Origin of the sequence: Paenibacillus terricola (assembly GCF_014779765.1) — a bacterium.
Classification (GTDB): Bacteria; Bacillota; Bacilli; order Paenibacillales; family Paenibacillaceae; genus Paenibacillus_T; species Paenibacillus_T terricola.
Map to the genome: position 1 here is coordinate 738,204 of NZ_JACXZA010000001.1, position 16,173 is coordinate 754,376.

At 51.2% G+C, this 16,173-nt stretch carries 15 protein-coding genes; 14 read left to right on the top strand and 1 reads right to left on the bottom strand.

Annotated features, from left to right (window positions below; all coding sequences use genetic code 11):
- The first annotated feature begins 7 nt into the window (after window positions 1-7).
- The 12 genes from H8B09_RS03250 (at window position 8) to H8B09_RS03305 (ending at window position 10,213) form a co-directional block, all read left to right on the top strand.
- Window positions 8-400 carry a divergent PAP2 family protein gene (locus H8B09_RS03250; RefSeq protein WP_191202022.1) on the top strand — a complete coding sequence of 131 codons (393 nt, stop codon included), beginning with the start codon at window positions 8-10 and terminating at the stop codon, window positions 398-400.
- Between the two features lie 249 nt (window positions 401-649).
- Window positions 650-2,125 carry an SPOR domain-containing protein gene (locus H8B09_RS03255; RefSeq protein WP_191202023.1) on the top strand — a complete coding sequence of 492 codons (1,476 nt, stop codon included), beginning with the start codon at window positions 650-652 and terminating at the stop codon, window positions 2,123-2,125.
- A gap of 61 nt (window positions 2,126-2,186) precedes the next feature.
- Window positions 2,187-2,429 (top strand): DUF4321 domain-containing protein, encoded by a 243-nt coding sequence (locus H8B09_RS03260; RefSeq protein WP_191202024.1) that lies wholly within the window; start codon window positions 2,187-2,189, stop codon window positions 2,427-2,429.
- Window positions 2,430-2,506: 77 nt separating this feature from the next.
- A complete protein-coding gene (locus H8B09_RS03265; protein WP_191202025.1) occupies window positions 2,507-3,142 on the top strand; it encodes a Maf family protein in 636 nt (211 codons plus the stop codon).
- Between the two features lie 72 nt (window positions 3,143-3,214).
- Entirely contained in the window at window positions 3,215-3,904 is a 690-nt protein-coding gene (gene radC, locus H8B09_RS03270; protein ID WP_191202026.1) for a RadC family protein, read from the top strand.
- A 46-nt stretch (window positions 3,905-3,950) separates the two neighbouring features.
- The gene (locus tag H8B09_RS03275; RefSeq protein ID WP_191202027.1) at window positions 3,951-4,979 is read left to right on the top strand and encodes a rod shape-determining protein; all 1,029 of its coding nucleotides are present in this window, start codon (window positions 3,951-3,953) and stop codon (window positions 4,977-4,979) included.
- A 100-nt stretch (window positions 4,980-5,079) separates the two neighbouring features.
- Window positions 5,080-5,943, top strand: a complete 864-nt coding sequence (mreC, locus tag H8B09_RS03280) for a rod shape-determining protein MreC (RefSeq protein ID WP_224753226.1) — start codon at window positions 5,080-5,082, stop codon at window positions 5,941-5,943.
- Window positions 5,940-6,467 (top strand): rod shape-determining protein MreD, encoded by a 528-nt coding sequence (gene mreD / locus H8B09_RS03285; protein ID WP_191202029.1) that lies wholly within the window; start codon window positions 5,940-5,942, stop codon window positions 6,465-6,467. The genes mreC and mreD overlap by 4 nt, the downstream gene beginning before the upstream one ends.
- Window positions 6,468-6,532: 65 nt before the next feature.
- Window positions 6,533-7,198 carry a septum site-determining protein MinC gene (locus tag H8B09_RS03290; RefSeq protein WP_191202030.1) on the top strand — a complete coding sequence of 222 codons (666 nt, stop codon included), beginning with the start codon at window positions 6,533-6,535 and terminating at the stop codon, window positions 7,196-7,198.
- A 5-nt stretch (window positions 7,199-7,203) separates the two neighbouring features.
- Complete coding sequence (minD, locus tag H8B09_RS03295; RefSeq protein WP_191202031.1) at window positions 7,204-7,998, top strand: septum site-determining protein MinD; 795 nt, start codon at window positions 7,204-7,206, stop codon at window positions 7,996-7,998.
- A 7-nt stretch (window positions 7,999-8,005) separates the two neighbouring features.
- Complete coding sequence (locus H8B09_RS03300; protein ID WP_191202032.1) at window positions 8,006-9,151, top strand: FtsW/RodA/SpoVE family cell cycle protein; 1,146 nt, start codon at window positions 8,006-8,008, stop codon at window positions 9,149-9,151.
- A 102-nt stretch (window positions 9,152-9,253) separates the two neighbouring features.
- Window positions 9,254-10,213 carry a D-2-hydroxyacid dehydrogenase gene (locus H8B09_RS03305; protein WP_191202033.1) on the top strand — a complete coding sequence of 320 codons (960 nt, stop codon included), beginning with the start codon at window positions 9,254-9,256 and terminating at the stop codon, window positions 10,211-10,213.
- Window positions 10,214-10,311: 98 nt separating this feature from the next.
- Here H8B09_RS03305 and H8B09_RS03310 read toward each other — a convergent pair whose 3' ends face one another.
- Window positions 10,312-13,614, bottom strand: a complete 3,303-nt coding sequence (locus tag H8B09_RS03310) for a X2-like carbohydrate binding domain-containing protein (RefSeq protein ID WP_318152551.1) — start codon at window positions 13,612-13,614, stop codon at window positions 10,312-10,314.
- 610 nt (window positions 13,615-14,224) lie between these two features.
- Here H8B09_RS03310 and H8B09_RS03315 point away from each other — a divergent pair.
- Entirely contained in the window at window positions 14,225-15,265 is a 1,041-nt protein-coding gene (locus H8B09_RS03315; RefSeq protein ID WP_191202035.1) for a M23 family metallopeptidase, read from the top strand.
- Complete coding sequence (locus tag H8B09_RS03320) at window positions 15,258-16,139, top strand: site-2 protease family protein (protein WP_191202036.1); 882 nt, start codon at window positions 15,258-15,260, stop codon at window positions 16,137-16,139. Before H8B09_RS03315 ends, H8B09_RS03320 begins: the two co-directional genes overlap by 8 nt.
- Window positions 16,140-16,173: the final 34 nt, after the last annotated feature.

Genomic DNA, 16,173 nt, shown 5'->3' on the forward strand with positions numbered 1-16,173 from the left:
AGGGCCAATGTATTTTGTTGCGCCTTTCGTCGCCTGGCTAATCGCCGGCATGATGAAATATGCCGTCAATCACTTCAGGTATGGCAATGCGCGGGAGAGAGTCGGCAATGGCGGGTTTCCTAGCAATCATACGACGATTGTGACGACAACGATGATGTTAATCGGATGGAAGGAAGGCTTCTCCAGCCCGATATTCGGACTAGGTGCGGCCGTCACCTTTATTGTCATTATTGATGCGATGGGGCTCAGGCGTTATGTGGGTCTGCATGCTCGGCATATTAACGAGTTGAGGCTGGATGGCCATAAACTTAGAGAGAGTGTAGGGCATAACGCAGTTGAAGTAGGCGGAGGTCTTGTCCTTGGGACGCTGCTTGGCTGGGCTTTGAGCTGGATCATTTGAAGGCTGTACGGTGTAATTTAAGAGAGCGGTGACGCAACGACTTATAGACGAAAGCCATACATCAAGGACTGCGCGGTGGAACGATAATGTTCCGCGTTTGCGCAGTCTTTTTTATGTTACGAGATGTCTGCTGCTCGCTAATACTCGTCATAAATCTCGCAAGCAGTTCATAGATTACTAGTAAAGGCTTGATTGACAAGCTTCCGAAGCTGCAGATCCAAATGCAGTTAGCGAAGGAGAGAGGCATATATGAAACGAGACACGCGATTAACTTTTCGATTTGATGGAACTTCTCCGGCTGATTCCGCAAGGCAGTTTGATACGCAGCCGCTTCAAGATGATATACAGGCGTTGGAGGAGCTCATTCGACACGGGAACAGCAGCGCCGAAGCGAAATCAGAAATGCAGCATGTCGTGGACAAGCCCGATGCAGAGAGTGCAGATCATGCTCCTAATCGACCAAGCGTATGGCATTTTCCAGAGCCGATTCATAAATCGAAACAAAATCGTGTCGAAACCGAACGAAAATCGTCTTCTGGTGCGAAACGTATCGAAGCGGAGGTCATGAACAATGAGATGAGTTCGCTGGATCTGATTGCGTCTAACCAGTCGCTGCCGCCGGCGATAGAGCAGACCCAGCCGCTTGTTGTTATCGCCCCTCCGACAGAGATTTCTCCAACGCTGCCGGTTCACGCCTATGATTGGGGAATCGCTGAGGAAGACCGCGAGAGCAAATCGGATAAAGGAACGGGCGGATTCCGGTATGCGGATATCAATCATATTCGAAGCTCGAGGGGACCTTCTTGGCTTAAAGTATTTGCTTCAGTCGCAGGCGCTATCGCAACTGGCGCATTGTTCGGATATATGGCGCTTGCATTATTCGCAGGAGAGGGTCCGTGGGCAGGGGGAAGCGGAGAGAAGACGCCAAATGAAGCCGAACAGACAACCATTACACTTCCTGGCGCCTCTGGCAATCAGACGGATACGCAGACGGGCACGAGCGGAGCAGCACCTGAAGCGGGCACTGATTCTTCGGCCACGGGAACGGATCCGGTCGCATCGCCAGACAAACCGTCAGACGCATCCGCTGCAACCGTACAGATCGCTGTACCAGGCCAGACATACCAAGCGCTTCAGTATGGCGTCTTCAGCTCGGCAGAAGGTGCGGATGCAGCCGTTGCAGAGCTGAAGGACAAAGGTCTGGCTGCTTACCGATGGGATACAGCAGCAGATTTCCGCGTGTACGTCGGCATTTCGAATGATCGGGATGGGGCGGCGGCCTTGACGAAGCAGCTTGACGGCCTGGAAGTTTATGTGAAGGCAATCGAGCTCCCCTCCATTGAATCCATGCCGTTCAACGGTGATGCGGAGCTGTTAAAGCAATATTGGAAGCAGACAAGTGAGCTCATCGCCGTACTAGATCGGCTGACGCTTGATCAGCTTAGTCAGAATAAGATGGAACCTTTCAGTACTGCCGTATCCGCTGCATGGAAGAAGATGCATGAACAATGGCTCACCACATCGTCTGCTGTAACGGCCAAGCTGAGTGGCGACAAGGCGAGTGCCGGGGCCAACCGTTTGTCCCAGTCCATTAACACAGCTGCCGTATCACTAGAGCAATATGATAAGAAGCCTTCTGCTGCTTATTTGTGGAACGTGCAGTCGGCGTTGATGGGTGCTGTTTTCGCTGAAAAAGGATGGCTGGATTCGAACGCTGGATTGTAAACCATTCCGTTACGTCTTATAATGTCCATAGGTGTCATTTCATGGCGAGAGGCGTTGTAGGATGAAGAAGAATGGCTGGACCCTCCTTCTTTTTATCGTGCTCGGATTGATAACGGGCGCACTCATTACGAAATGGTTAAAACGTGTATCGTCGTTGTCCTTTCTGACCGATACAACAACGATTAAGTGGTCGCCAGACGCAGATTTGGTTGTGCTCAGTTATGACCTGACGATACGGCTTGAACTGAGCCTGCTTAGCATTTTGTGTCTTGTTTTGGCGATTTGGCTGTTTAGGAAGTTATAGAACGGGTTAACGAATAAAAGTTGAGTGCAAGTTCAAAAGGTTCGGTTTTCAGCACCGGGAGAGGAAGTGTCGTAACAGTGGCAGCATTCGGTAAGGAGTTACAATCGAATAAGTTATGTCAGCTCGTGCTGGCATCTTCGTCTCCGCGCCGGCAGGAACTGGTCGCATCTCTCGACCTGTCCTTGCCGGTTCGTATTTTATCAACGGATGCGGATGAATCCATTGAACCAACATGGTCGCCCGCCGAGGTCGTTGAGAAACTTGCGGAGCGCAAGGCAGCAGCGGCAGCAGCACGGCTAGTCGCTGAAGAATCGGACAAGCCTTCGCTCGTTATCGGTGCTGACACCATTGTCGTATTGGATGGGGAAGTGCTCGGCAAGCCGATCGACCAGCAGGATGCGATTGCAACGCTGATGCGTCTGCAAGGGCGGAGCCACGATGTGTTCACAGGAGTTGCCTGCATCCACTCACAGGATGGTACAACAGTTGTTCAACATCGTCATACACAAGTATGGATGAAGCCCTTGTCCCAAGCGCGAGTCGAACGTTATGTAGCAACTGGCGAACCGATGGATAAGGCCGGAAGCTATGGCATTCAAGGACTTGGCTCAACGATTGTAGAACGGATTGAAGGCTGTTATTTCAACGTCGTCGGACTGCCATTGTCGCTCCTAGCAGACATGTTGGGGCCATTTGGCGTAGACGTCTACTGATTGATAAGAAAAGGGCTGATGCTGGCCCATGCTGGACATAAGCTTTTCAATGCTGTTTGGGAGGATCGGAACATGAAAGCGAAGGTTCAATTACTGCGCGATGTTCCCCTTGAAGAACGACCTAGAGAACGCATGATGACACATGGGGCTGAAGCGCTGAGTCACGCCGAATTACTGGCAATTTTGCTGCGGACCGGTACAAGCCGGGAATCTGTTATGGAGCTTGCCAATAATATCCTGAAAGAATGCGGCGGACTCCGATATCTGGTAGATGCCAGCTTGGAGCAGCTTATGAATGTCCGGGGAGTCGGACCTGCTAAGGCGCTTCAACTGAAAGCCGGGATTGAGCTTGGCAGACGAATGGCGGCAGCAAGGTTCGGTGACCGACCTGTCATAAAGCGGCCGGCAGATGCATCAGATCTTATTATGGAAGAACTTCGTTATCAAACGGTCGAGCACTTCATGTGCTTATTTCTAAATACGAAGAACCAAGTCGTAGCGCGAGAAACGTTGTCTGTCGGTACACTTAACGCATCTCTTGTTCATCCGCGCGAAGTGTTCCGTGAAGCGATCAAGCGCGGGAGCGCATCGATTATATGTGCGCATAACCACCCGAGCGGAGACCCGACCCCAAGCCCCGAAGATATCGCATTGACGCGGCGTTTGCGTGAAGCTGGAGAACTCGTTGGAATTGATGTGCTGGACCATCTTATTATCGGAGATGGAAAGTATGTTAGTTTGAAGGAGCGGGGTTTGTTGTAATATAATAATAAGGATTGTCGTATGAAAAGAAGGGAGCTTTACAGTTATGTTTGGTGGATCGAAAGATTTAGGAATTGACCTTGGTACTGCGAATACTTTGGTCTATGCGCGAGGTAAAGGAATAGTCGTCAGGGAGCCGTCGGTGGTAGCCCTGCATACCGATACGAAGTCGATTACAGCTGTTGGCGAACAAGCGAAGAAAATGATTGGCAGAACGCCAGGCAATATTCGTGCGATCCGTCCGATGAAGGATGGCGTTATTGCTGATTTTGAAACGACTGCAACGATGATCAAGCATTTCATCAGACAGGCACAGAAACAGCGTGCGCTGTTCCCGCGCCATCCGAACGTGATGGTATGCGTGCCATCCGGCATTACAGCCGTTGAGAAGCGTGCTGTTGAGGATGCAACGAAGCAGGCAGGCGCCAAGGAAGCTTATACGATTGAAGAGCCGTTCGCGGCAGCAATCGGTGCGGATCTTCCAGTATGGGAGCCTACGGGCAGCATGGTTGTTGACATCGGCGGCGGTACGACTGAAGTTGCTGTTATTTCGCTGGGCGGTATCGTTACGAGCCGGTCGATTCGAGTTGCTGGCGACGAGATGGACGAAGCGATTATTCAATATATTAAGCGTCAATACAATTTGATGATCGGCGAACGGACAGCTGAGCAGCTGAAGATGGAGATTGGATCCGCGCTTCCGCTTGAGAAGACGGAAACAATCGAAATCCGCGGACGCGATCTGGTTTCGGGTCTGCCGAAGACGCTGCCGATTACGTCGGACGAAATGACGGATGCGCTGACGGATACGGTTAATTCCATCGTGGATGCGGTTAAGATTACACTGGAGAAGTGTCCGCCAGAGTTGTCGGCTGATATTATGGACCGCGGTATCGTTCTGACGGGTGGCGGCGCGCTGCTCCGCAGCCTCGATAAGCTGCTGGCTCGCGAGACGGGTATGCCGGTCATTGTCGCTGAGAATCCGCTTGATTGCGTAGCGATAGGCACGGGTCGCGCGCTCGATAATATTCATCTGTTCAAGAATCGGGCTTCGGGTTCCCGTTCGAAGCGCTAATCGTTCAACAGTCTAGCATGGCATAGCCTCGCTAGGCTTCGATATTTCTACTATTCATTTCAAGTTAACTTAATCGGCGGTGATTGGACTGTTTAATCTGATGAGAAACAAGCGGTTGTTCTTCCTCATGATCGGATTGATCCTGTTCATCGCAGTGATCGGGTTCTCATTGCGTGACCGTCAATTGTCGGCGCCTGAGAAGTTTGTCAATGACTCTGTCGCCTATGTGCAGCAATGGTTGTACAAGCCCGCTGGCTATATAGCGGGCTTCTTTGAGGATATTGGCAACATCCGATCTCTGCAAGAAGAGAATGAACAGCTTCGTACGACTGCCGCTGCTTATGCGAGAGACAAAATCAAGTACAATGTGATTGAGAAGCAGAATGCGCAATTGGAAAGGGATCTTAAGTTTACAGAGCGTCAGCGCCAGTTGAATGACTATCAATATTTGATCGCACAAGTGGTATCGGTCAGCTCTGATCCTTACAATCCAACGATTAAGATTGACCTCGGCTCTGAGAACGGCATTAAAGAGAATATGGCTGTCGTGACAGTAGATGGCTTAATCGGCATTGTTTCCAAAGTGTCGGCCTTCTCCTCGAATGTTGAGCCCATTACGTCGCTTGATGAGAAGTCGCCGAATTCGAAGTCGATTTCGGTTACGGTTCTTGGCAGGGAGAATGACTCATTCGGCATTATTGCCACATACGATCAAGAAAATGGGCGCTTTGAGATGACCCGTATTCCAGAGAACGATCCGATGATCGTTGGCGATACGGTCATTACGTCTGGACTTGGCCGCGTATTCCCTCGTGGTCTCGTGGTCGGAACGGTTGAGACGACGCCTCAAGCAGGGGACTTCGGCTTAACGAAGGTAGCTTCCGTTAAACCACAGGCTGACTTCAACCGACTGACGGAAGTGTTCGTTGTGAAGATGGCGGACAATGAGGGCGGTACGCCATGACGATCGGTCGACTAGGCGTCGTCATGTTTTTGCTTTTTGTAATCGAGAGTACGCTGGTGCCATGGTTCATCCCAACCTCGCTAGTAGGGCGGCTTTATCCGCATTTCACATTCGTGTTCGTGCTATATGCGGCAATGTATGGCACAAGGCATAAGGCATTAATGCTTGGGTTGCTATACGGCTTGCTTCAGGATGTGGTGTTCTATGGCAGTCTGCTTGGTCTTCATACATTCGCTATGGGCCTCATTGGCTATGTAACGGGTCTCCTTCTAGAGAAGCGGAAGGTTACGATGATGAGCGCATTGTTCACGATAGCGGTTTGCTGCATGGTTTATGAGATTATCATTTATGCCGTTTATCGTGTGTTCTGGTTTACGCGGGAATCGCTTGCTTATGCAGTAGTTGATCATATGCTGCTGAGCACTTTCCTTCAGCTTGGCTTCGCACTGGCTGTATATGTGCCGGCAAGACGTTGGGTGCAAAGCGCCATTCCTGTACGCCAACCTGAAAAAGAAGAAGAATAACAGAAGCTCGGCAGGATTCGGGGCATGTCGAAAAGAAAAGAAATAGATCATGGGAGGGACGAACGTTGACCGATAAACAACATATTACGATCAAGGGTGTTAAAGATGGTCTCGTGTTCATTCTCGACGATCGCTGCGAATTTTCGGCATTGCTCGACGAGCTGCATTATAAGTTGGAGAAAACACACCAACAGTTGTTAACCGGCCCGCTTATGCATGTCAACGTTAAGCTAGGCAGCCGTGAGACGACGGATGATGAGAAAGAACAAATCAAGTCCGTGCTGAGGCAGCAGGGGAACCTGCTTGTCCAGTCAATCCAGAGCGATTCGGAACTTCAGTCGCTGACGGAAAGCAATCAGCAGGAGCTTAAGGTAATGTCTGGTATCATTCGATCTGGACAGGTGGTCACGCACGATGGCAGTCTGCTGCTGCTAGGCGACTTGCATCCCGGCGGTTCGATTATTTGTACAGGCGATATATATGTGATGGGAACACTCGCTGGTATGGCTCATGCGGGGTCGGAAGGCAGAATGGACGTCATTATTGCAGCGTCACTGCTCAAACCGACGCAATTGCGAATCGCAGATGTCATAAGCCGACCGCCAGAGGAATGGCTTACCGGCGATGCTGCGATGGAATACGCTTTCCTCCAGGAAGGTGTTATGCAAGTCGATAAGACGACTCAATTGTTCCGTATGAGAAGAGAACCGCTCGTGTATAAAGGAGTGTAGAGATTATGGGAGATGCGATAGTCGTAACTTCGGGTAAAGGCGGCGTTGGCAAAACGACGACGTCCGCGAATGTAGGAACGGCGCTTGCGCTGCTTGGCAAAAAAGTGTGCATGGTCGATACCGATATCGGTCTTCGCAACTTGGATGTCGTGATGGGACTTGAGAACCGGATCGTATACGATCTTGTCGATGTCGCGGAGGGCCGCTGCCGTCTGCAACAAGCGCTTGTGAAGGACAAACGGTTTGAAGAGTTGTATATGCTTCCCGCAGCGCAAACAAAAGATAAGCATGACGTATCGCCGGAACAGGTTCGCGATATTGTGCTGGAGCTTAAGAAAGAATTCGACTTCGTCATCATCGATTGCCCTGCCGGTATCGAGCAAGGCTTCCGCAATGCGGTAGCCGGCGCTGATCGTGCAATCGTCGTCACAACGCCGGAGAATGCTGCGGTTCGGGATGCTGACCGTGTCATTGGACTGTTGGAGCAATCGCAAATTACGGCTAAGCTGGTCATTAACCGGATCCGGCCTGCCATGTTGAAGACTGGGGATATGCTTGAAATTGACGAGGTTTGCCAAGTGCTTGCTATCGACTTGCTCGGCATCGTGCCCGATGATGAGAAAGTGATCAAGTCGGCGAATGCTGGTGAACCAACGGTTATGGACCCTTCATCGAGAGCAGCAATTGCATACCGCAATATTGCTCGCCGCATTCTGGGTGATATGGTGCCGCTAATGCCGTTAGATGAGAAATCAGCCGGCATGTTCAAGCGTATCCGCAAGTTCCTGGGAATAGGATGAGCTTGCGGTGATCAATAAATTCAAGAAAATGGATTGGGGCATTATACTGATGCTGCTTGTGTTCATGTGCATCAGTACGCTAATCGTACACAGCGCCACCTCGTACGACCCCAAATATGCCACATATGATACAAAGACGGTTATTTTTTATTGCGTTGGAATAAGCGTTGTGTTCATTATTTCGATGATCGACTATCGGCTGCTGCTCAAAGGTTGGCTCATATGGTACGGACTCGGTTTGATTCTGCTCGTTCTCGTTTTCTTCCTCGGTGCGGAAATTAACGGTGCGCGAGCTTGGTTCAAACTGGGCGGACTGAATTTTCAGCCCGCGGAGATGGTTAAGATCGTCTTGATTATTGGAATTGCGCACTTGATGGGCAGACGTCAAGGGGAAACGTTGAACTTGACCAGCGATGTATTGCCGATTGCTGTTTTCTCCATTGTGCCATTCTTATTGGTCATGATGCAGCCCGACTTGGGTAACGCCATCATCTATATCATTATCGTTCTCGGAATGCTCTGGATCGGTAATGTCCGATATACACATGTCATGATTGGCGTGACTGCTGTCGTAGGCTTCCTGCTCATATTCGGTACGTTGTTTAATACGTATAACGACGAGATTAAGACGTATATGATTGATCATAACAAGCTGCACTGGTATGAGCGGATCAACGGATTTATGAATCCAGGCAATGCCTCGGAGAGGGAAGTGTATCAGGCGACCAAGGCGAAGATTGCAATTGGTTCAGGCGGGCTATCTGGCGATGGATACATGCAGGGCGATTCTAAGAATAATGCCTTCATCTCGTATCCTTACTCCGATTCCATCTTTGTCGTCGTTGGCGAGGAGTTTGGCTTCCAGGGAGGAGCCGTGCTGCTGCTCCTATATTTCTTATTGATATATCGGATGATCATCATTGCCTTCCAGTGCAATGACAAACGGGGGTCATTCATGATTATCGGGATTGTCTCGATGTTCGTGTTCCAAATATTCGAGAACATCGGGATGATGATCGGATTGATGCCGATCACCGGTATTACGCTTCCGTTTGTCAGCTATGGCGGTACGTCACTGCTGCTTAATATGCTTTGCGTTGGACTTGTGCTCAGCATTAAGATGCACCAGGATAAATATGAGATAGACACTTAACCACCAATTAGGGATAGGGACGACTTTTGATTGCTCAAAGGTCGTCCTTTTTCAATGGAATAATGAGAAGCTGCGGAAGCGCTGGACGAAGGGGTAGATAAGATGAATATTGTAGTGCTGGATGGTTATACGCTTAATCCTGGCGATTTGAACTGGGATGCATTCGAAGCATTGGGACAAGTAACCGTATATGACCGTACAGAGCCGTCGCTTGTCGTTGAACGTGCGCTAGAGGCAGACGTTATATTAACAAACAAGACGCCGCTGAATGCGGAAGCGATAGCTTTGCTCCCGAAACTACGGTATGTCGGTGTGTTGGCGACGGGTTACAATGTTATCGATTTGTCGGCCGCGGCTGAGAAAGGGATAACGGTAACGAACATTCCGGATTACAGCACGATGTCCGTCGCCCAACTCGTGTTCGCTTATGTGCTGGAGCACTGTCACCATATACAACGTCATAGCGATGCGGTGGAGGAGGGACAATGGAGCCGAAGTGAGCATTTTATGTTCGCCAATTATCCAATGGTCGAGTTGGCAGGGAAGTCGATCGGCATTATTGGCTTCGGGCAAATTGGCCAGCAGGTTGCGCGCATCGCGCTAGCATTTGGCATGAGGGTGCTCGTAAACAGCAGGACAGAGAAGCATGTTGCCGGACTTGAATCAGTGAAATTCACTTCACTTGAACAGCTGCTGCCAGCGTCCGACTTCGTGACGCTTCATTGCCCATTAACCGAGCATACCCAGCATCTTATAAATAAAGAAACGATTGATTTGATGAAGCCTAGCGCTTTTCTTATTAATACGGCTCGCGGCGGACATATCGCAGAGGAGGAGCTTGCGGCAGCTCTTAATGAGGGGCGTCTTGCAGGTGCAGCTGTCGATGTGCTCTCGATCGAACCGCCTTCTTCCGGTAATCCGCTCATTGGAGCACAGAACTGCCTGATCACGCCGCACATTGGCTGGGCTACGTTCGAAGCCCGACAGCGGTTAATGGCGATTGCGGCGAATAACCTAGCCCAGTATCAAGCAGGCAAGTCGATCAACCGTGTTGTTGGCTAGAATTGTAGGTTATGAATAAATAGCACAAGCCGACCTTGCGACAGCTGGTTTCTCAGCTGGTGCGAGGTCGGCTTGTTTGGTTCTAACCGAACAGCTTCTTACGGTTCAATACCCCAAGCAAGCACGCCGGAAGTGTATCCAGTTGCTTTGGTCGAGTCGGCATAAGCGGTAGCCGTGGAATTATACGAGTAGTCGTCCGTTTGCGTATAATTCGACCAGTCGGATTTGTTGAACCGGATTTGAATATCTACGCTTTGGCCTGCTGCCAGCGTGCCTGCTGCACTCGTGAAGCCGATCTCTAAATACGTATCGGCATTCGTTTTGGCTGTTGGCATCGTGACGAAGCTGCCTGTGATGTTCGTGCTGCTGATCGAAGCCCAGTCGATCGCATAGACTTGCGATTGCGTACCGTTCGACGTGTAGTAGTAGCGAACTTTGATATCCGCTAAATTCAGTGCAGTCGTTCCCGTGTTCAGAATGCGGATACGTGGGTTGATCGACTGGGTCGAAGCTGCGACCGTACCGTTGAAAGTTAGTACCTTGAAGGAGCCAGTTGCAGTTGAAGTCGTATCCACTACGGATACGGTCAACGTCGCTGCAGTGCCTGCGCTGAAGTTGAATGTCAGCGTCGTCGTGCCAACAGCTTGCGCAGCCAGATAGCTTTTCTTAATCGTTAAGGCGCTGCCGGAGACGGTGTAATCCGTACCGGATACGAGCGTTGTCGAACCATTCTTGATGTTCGAGAGCGTGTTGCCGTTCAGCGTCATCGTTACGGCAATGTCGGCTTGATTCGCTGTTTTCTTATCGAACGAAGCGGTCGTTGGCGTAATCGTTGAGTTGTTTACCGTAGACGTCGTATCTACGACCGTTACTGCGAGCGTCGCTGCAGCGCCTGCGCTGAAGTTGAATGTCAGCGTCGTCGTTCCAACAGCTTGCGCAGCCAGATAGCTTTTCTTAATCGTTACGGCGCTGCCGGAGACGGTGTAATCCGTACCGGATACGAGCGTTGTCGAACCATTCTTGATGTTCGAAAGCGTGTTGCCGTTCAGCGTCATCGTTACGGCAATGTCGGCTTGATTCGCTGTTTTCTTATCGAACGAAGCGGTCGTTGGCGTAATCGTTGAGTTGACTGGCGTTGTCGTTCCGCCTGTTGGGTCTGCGTATAGAATGCCGCGGCCGTTCGTGCCCAGGTAGACGCGGCCATAGAGGCGCGGATCCCCTGTAATAACCGTCGGGCGTCCATATTGATGTTGGTCATCATTGATACGAACCCATGTTGCACCCGCATCATTGGAACGGAAGATGCCGCGTACGCCGTCGATCTTAGCAATCGTATAGAGTGCCATATAGGAGGCGCCTGGTGCGGCTTTACCGAAACCGATGCCGTCTGCTTCAGTTACATTGGACAGCTTCGTGAACGATGCGCCGGAGTTCGTCGAATGCCACAGGCCATATGGTCCTGGGTTGTCGTTGCCGCCGGCGAACCAGATGTCGCCTTCAATTCCTGGTACAGCTTTAAGGTCCGCGGAGCCGCCCAGCGGCAGTCCCGTTGCTGCAGTCTGTGTAAACGAAGCGCCGCCGTTCGTGCTCAAGTAGAGTGCGCCTGCTGAGTAAGCATAGATTTTGTTTGGATTAACGCGGTCGGAAGCAACCTTCGCACCTGCGGGTACGCCTGTACTTGCAGTCCAAGAGTTGCCGCCTGTCTTGGAATAATAAACGCCTTTGTCCGACGTGCTCCAGACGATGGAACTTGCATCGGCCGCTACGGCTACAGTGCCGCCGCCTGTGGTGCCGGAAGGTTCCGAATTTGTTTTGTACCAGTTCGTTCCGCCATCCGTCGAGATGGCAACCGATTTCACAGATGGATCCGCCTTATAGTCGGCCATGCCAACCCGTACGATATAGCTTGGACTAAGCTCGGCATAGTCGATGCCATAAGTGGTCGACCAGTGAGGGCTTGTGAACACTTTGGACGGAGGCGTCGTCAGGCTGTCATGACGGAAGCCGGCAATATCGCCGAGCGCGCTCAGCAGCGGTGCGCCTGATGGCGGGCTGATCAGACCGAGAACAGCTGTTTCCTCAACGCCTTTAGCCATGACAGACAAATTGACTTTGCCGCCAGTATCTAGAGCTGTCAGATTCGTCGTACCGTAGATCGTTGCGCCAGTGCCATACATCATCCGATCGGAGTTGAATGGGTCGATCTCGATATCGTCCATCATCCAACCAAGCTTCGGAGATACATCCGGCATCGATGCCGTTACGCCCATATCGAGCCACGGAGCTCCCGTAATATCATGCGAATAATTCAGCGTACGGCTCGGATAATTACCCCATACCCAGAACGTCGACCATGTTGCGCCACCATCGCGGCTGCGGTAAATTTGGCTGTCCGGCCACCACATGTTGAGCGGTGCAACAACAAGCGTGTTCGGATTTTGCGCATCAACAGCAATACCGCCATAGCCGAAGTAGTTGTCCGATGCGTTGCTGCTTGGTACTGGGCTAATGTTCGTCCATGCGCCAGTTGCTGTGTTCAGCTTCCACACGTCACCTTTGGTGCCGTCATATGGACCAGCGCCATCGCTGTACGTTATGTACAGATAACCGTTCGATGCGAGCTCGCCATGATGCGGAATATAACCTGTTGGTTGACCCGCCACTGCCGACCATGTCGCGCCGCCATTCGTACTCTTGTAGACGCTTGTCCCTTTGTCGGCGACACCCACATAAATCGTTTGCGTTGCATTGCCTGATGTGCCTGTGCTTGGATCAAACGTGACCCAGGACAGACCAACAATATCGCCGCCGTACACGTCACCTGGCGTTTGAATGTAAGTGCCTGCGTTCGGGAATGTCGTTACCTTCGACCAAGTTGCGCCGTAGTCCGTACTTTTCCACAGACCATTGCCGCTTCTAGCGCCGTAGAACAGAATGCTGTTCTTATTCGGGTCGATAACGAGACGTTCGCCCATTCCGCGTCCTGGCATATTGCCGCCCACTTTGAACGGGAGAGGGGTGACCGACCACGTATTGCCCCGGTCCGTTGAGCGCATAATTTGGCCGTTTCCGTCCCATTCGTTCGTGTACATGCCAGTTGCAAGGTACAGACGGTTCGGGTCGACAACGTCTGTCGCGAGCGCGTCTACACCGTTCTTATTCCAGTCGACCCAGCCAGCGGAGTCCGTGATGGAGTCCCAGCTGTTCGTCGTTTTATTCCAACGATAGGCGCCGCCGATATCGGTACGGGCGTAGATCAAATCTTTTTCCTTTTTGTTGAAAATAATGCCTGGTACATATCCGCCGCCGCCACCGGTAACGACATTGTTCCAGTTATAAGCTTCACTTGCCGCTGCGGATGCCTGTTGAGGTGCGCTGAACACGAAAGAAGTCGCAAGTATGGCAGTTACGAGAGAAACAAAGCCAGCTTGCTTAAGCAACGATTTGAACACGAAATAACCTCCTGTAAATTGGAATGGGTGAGATGGTGTTAGAATGTGTGCGGAATCGTGTAGCAGATCTGAATGCTTTCCTTAACACGAATACGTTCAAAACACATCATGAAATCTTTCAAAACACCAAACCTGTCAGACCAGTTTCGACGAGGGCATCACCTCCTTAAATCGGATCATAGATAGGAAGCAGATCGATATCGATTACATGTTGGGCAGTAGTTTGAATGCGGCGTTGATGTAGGGATATTAGCAAAACAACAACGTTGGAGTTAGATGTGGGAGCGGAATACGTAAGCAGTTCGTTGGTGGCAAAATGTTTCGAAAGACCAAACGAAAACGTTTCCGAAATGTGGGATAAAAAAAGCCTAATGCCCAAGGACGGGGTAGGCTGAGACAATATGACACAAGAAATGTTTGCGCTTACATCATAAATCAATTCGAAATTGATGTAAAGAAATTATTTGCCTCTATATTTGCACCGCATGTGCATCATGCACTGTTCATAGTTGTCCAGCCTTTTTCATACATATAGGACAAGTGAAGGAGGGCGTTAGCGATGAACGAGAGGATTCGAGAGAGGCAGAAGGAACGAATCCGCCAAATCATAGAGCAGAATCAACTTCAAATGCAGGTGGATCACATTGATATGGCGGACATAAGCGGACACACAATGACCCCGGCAGAAACAACGGTTTCTTCGCCGCTGCCGTTGAAGCATGCGATACAACCAGCGATGCCGCTGATGGAGGAAGGATCGCTTCCGCCAAGCGACATGGTGAATAGCCGTCCGCCTATGCTTGTCAAACGTGGCGATCCGGCTGTTGTATCTGCTGGTCCTCATCAGATGGAACAGGATCCGGAGAAACTGTGGAAATCAAGTTCGGCGCCATGGCTTGGGGTGAACCGGCCAGGTTCGGGATACGGCAGCCTTGCTTCGGAGTATCCTCCGGTTGGCCCAGTCGATGGCGGCGGGTCTCGCTTCTTGCGTCAACTGCGGTTGCAAATTGTTGCGAGCGCAGTGTTGTTCGGCGTTGTATGGGGATTATTTCAACTAAATGGCGGTATGGCAGAGCGTGGGCAGACGATTGTGACGGCTGCGCTGACGGACGAGTTTAATTTTCAAACCGTGGAAGCTTGGTACGATCGAACGTTTGCCGGCTCGCCTGCATTTATTCCGCTGTTCGGCGACAATAAAGATGAAGTTACGGCTGTAGATAGCGCTCCGCACAGCACACTGCCTATCGTCTCGCCACTGCCGAAGTCGACATTGATCAAATCGTTCGCGGAGTCGCTTGGCGGAATTGAATTGGCCGGGGATCCAGGAAGCTCGGTTGCGGCGGCTGAAACCGGACAAGTCGTGCTTGTCACAGAGAATGCCGGAAAAGGCCAGACGGTCGTCATTCAGCATTCGGGCGGCAGGCAGACGCAATATGGACAGCTGGCTGCTGCGGCGGTGAGCAAAGGTGACTGGGTGGAAGCAGGCGATATTATCGGCCAGCTCGCGAATGACAGCGGCAGCGAATCTGGCGTATTGTATTTTGCTGTAAAAGAGGATGGACGTTATATTGACCCGACCGACGTGATCCCGCTTGATTAAATTCCGCGGCATCGTATGGAGTGTTCATCCGCTCTTCGTTATCGTTATGCTGCTGTCCGCTGCAGCAGGCCGATTCGCCGAGCTTATCACATTATTCATTCTCGTTTTTGTTCATGAACTAGGACATGTTGTAGCGGCGCGTTCATTCGGCTGGCACATCCGAGAGGTGAAGCTGCTTCCATTCGGAGGCGTTGCAGAGACAGAGGAAGCGGGCGGTATGCCAACGCGGGAGGAAGCGATTGTTGCACTCGCAGGACCGCTGCAGAACGTATGGATGGCGGCTCTGGCTTGGGGAATAGGGCAGATGGGAATCGGAGATCCCGCATGGGCGAATGAGCTGGTCGAAGCGAATATGCTCATTGCGTTGTTCAATATGATTCCCATTCATCCGTTGGATGGCGGAAAGCTGTTTCAATGTCTGCTGTGCCGTCTCATGACCTATCATCTAGCGCTGGCATGGACAATCCGTATAAGTATGGCGCTGAGCCTACTGTTAGCTATATCGGCTTTCATTCAGCAGCTGTGGCCAGGCGGCGGCATCCAACTTAATGTGCTCACGATTGCAATCTTCCTGCTCGCTACGAATTGGACGCAGCGGCGCCATATGCCTTTTCTTTTCATCCGTTTCCTCATGAACCGCGAGCGGTATGCCCGTAAACATATGAACCGCGGCGCCAGCGCAGCGCCAATCATTGTAAGGCCCGAAACAGCGCTGCATTCGGTGCTCAAATATTTTCGACGGGATGCGGTTCATCTCGTCTATGTAACAACAGCGCGCGGAGAGCTGCTTGGCATATTGCCGGAAAATGAGCTGCTGCATGGTTTCTTTGCGTCTGCCAACCCGAATCGACCCGTTGCCGAACTGATCATTTAACCGCCCATTCGTTCATGCTATAATCGTCCTGACG

Excerpts from the sequence above, each read along its gene's own strand:
- H8B09_RS03305 (WP_191202033.1), top strand. The coding sequence starts at position 9,254 with ATGAATATTGTAGTGCTGGATGGTTATACGCTTAATCCTGGCGATTTG.
- H8B09_RS03260 (WP_191202024.1), top strand. The coding sequence starts at position 2,187 with ATGAAGAAGAATGGCTGGACCCTCCTTCTTTTTATCGTGCTCGGATTG.
- mreC (WP_224753226.1), top strand. The coding sequence starts at position 5,080 with ATGAGAAACAAGCGGTTGTTCTTCCTCATGATCGGATTGATCCTGTTC.
- H8B09_RS03315 (WP_191202035.1), top strand. The coding sequence starts at position 14,225 with ATGAACGAGAGGATTCGAGAGAGGCAGAAGGAACGAATCCGCCAAATC.
- minD (WP_191202031.1), top strand. The coding sequence starts at position 7,204 with ATGGGAGATGCGATAGTCGTAACTTCGGGTAAAGGCGGCGTTGGCAAA.
- H8B09_RS03275 (WP_191202027.1), top strand. The coding sequence starts at position 3,951 with ATGTTTGGTGGATCGAAAGATTTAGGAATTGACCTTGGTACTGCGAAT.
- mreD (WP_191202029.1), top strand. The coding sequence starts at position 5,940 with ATGACGATCGGTCGACTAGGCGTCGTCATGTTTTTGCTTTTTGTAATC.
- H8B09_RS03250 (WP_191202022.1), top strand. The coding sequence starts at position 8 with ATGTATTTTGTTGCGCCTTTCGTCGCCTGGCTAATCGCCGGCATGATG.
- radC (WP_191202026.1), top strand. The coding sequence starts at position 3,215 with ATGAAAGCGAAGGTTCAATTACTGCGCGATGTTCCCCTTGAAGAACGA.
- H8B09_RS03255 (WP_191202023.1), top strand. The coding sequence starts at position 650 with ATGAAACGAGACACGCGATTAACTTTTCGATTTGATGGAACTTCTCCG.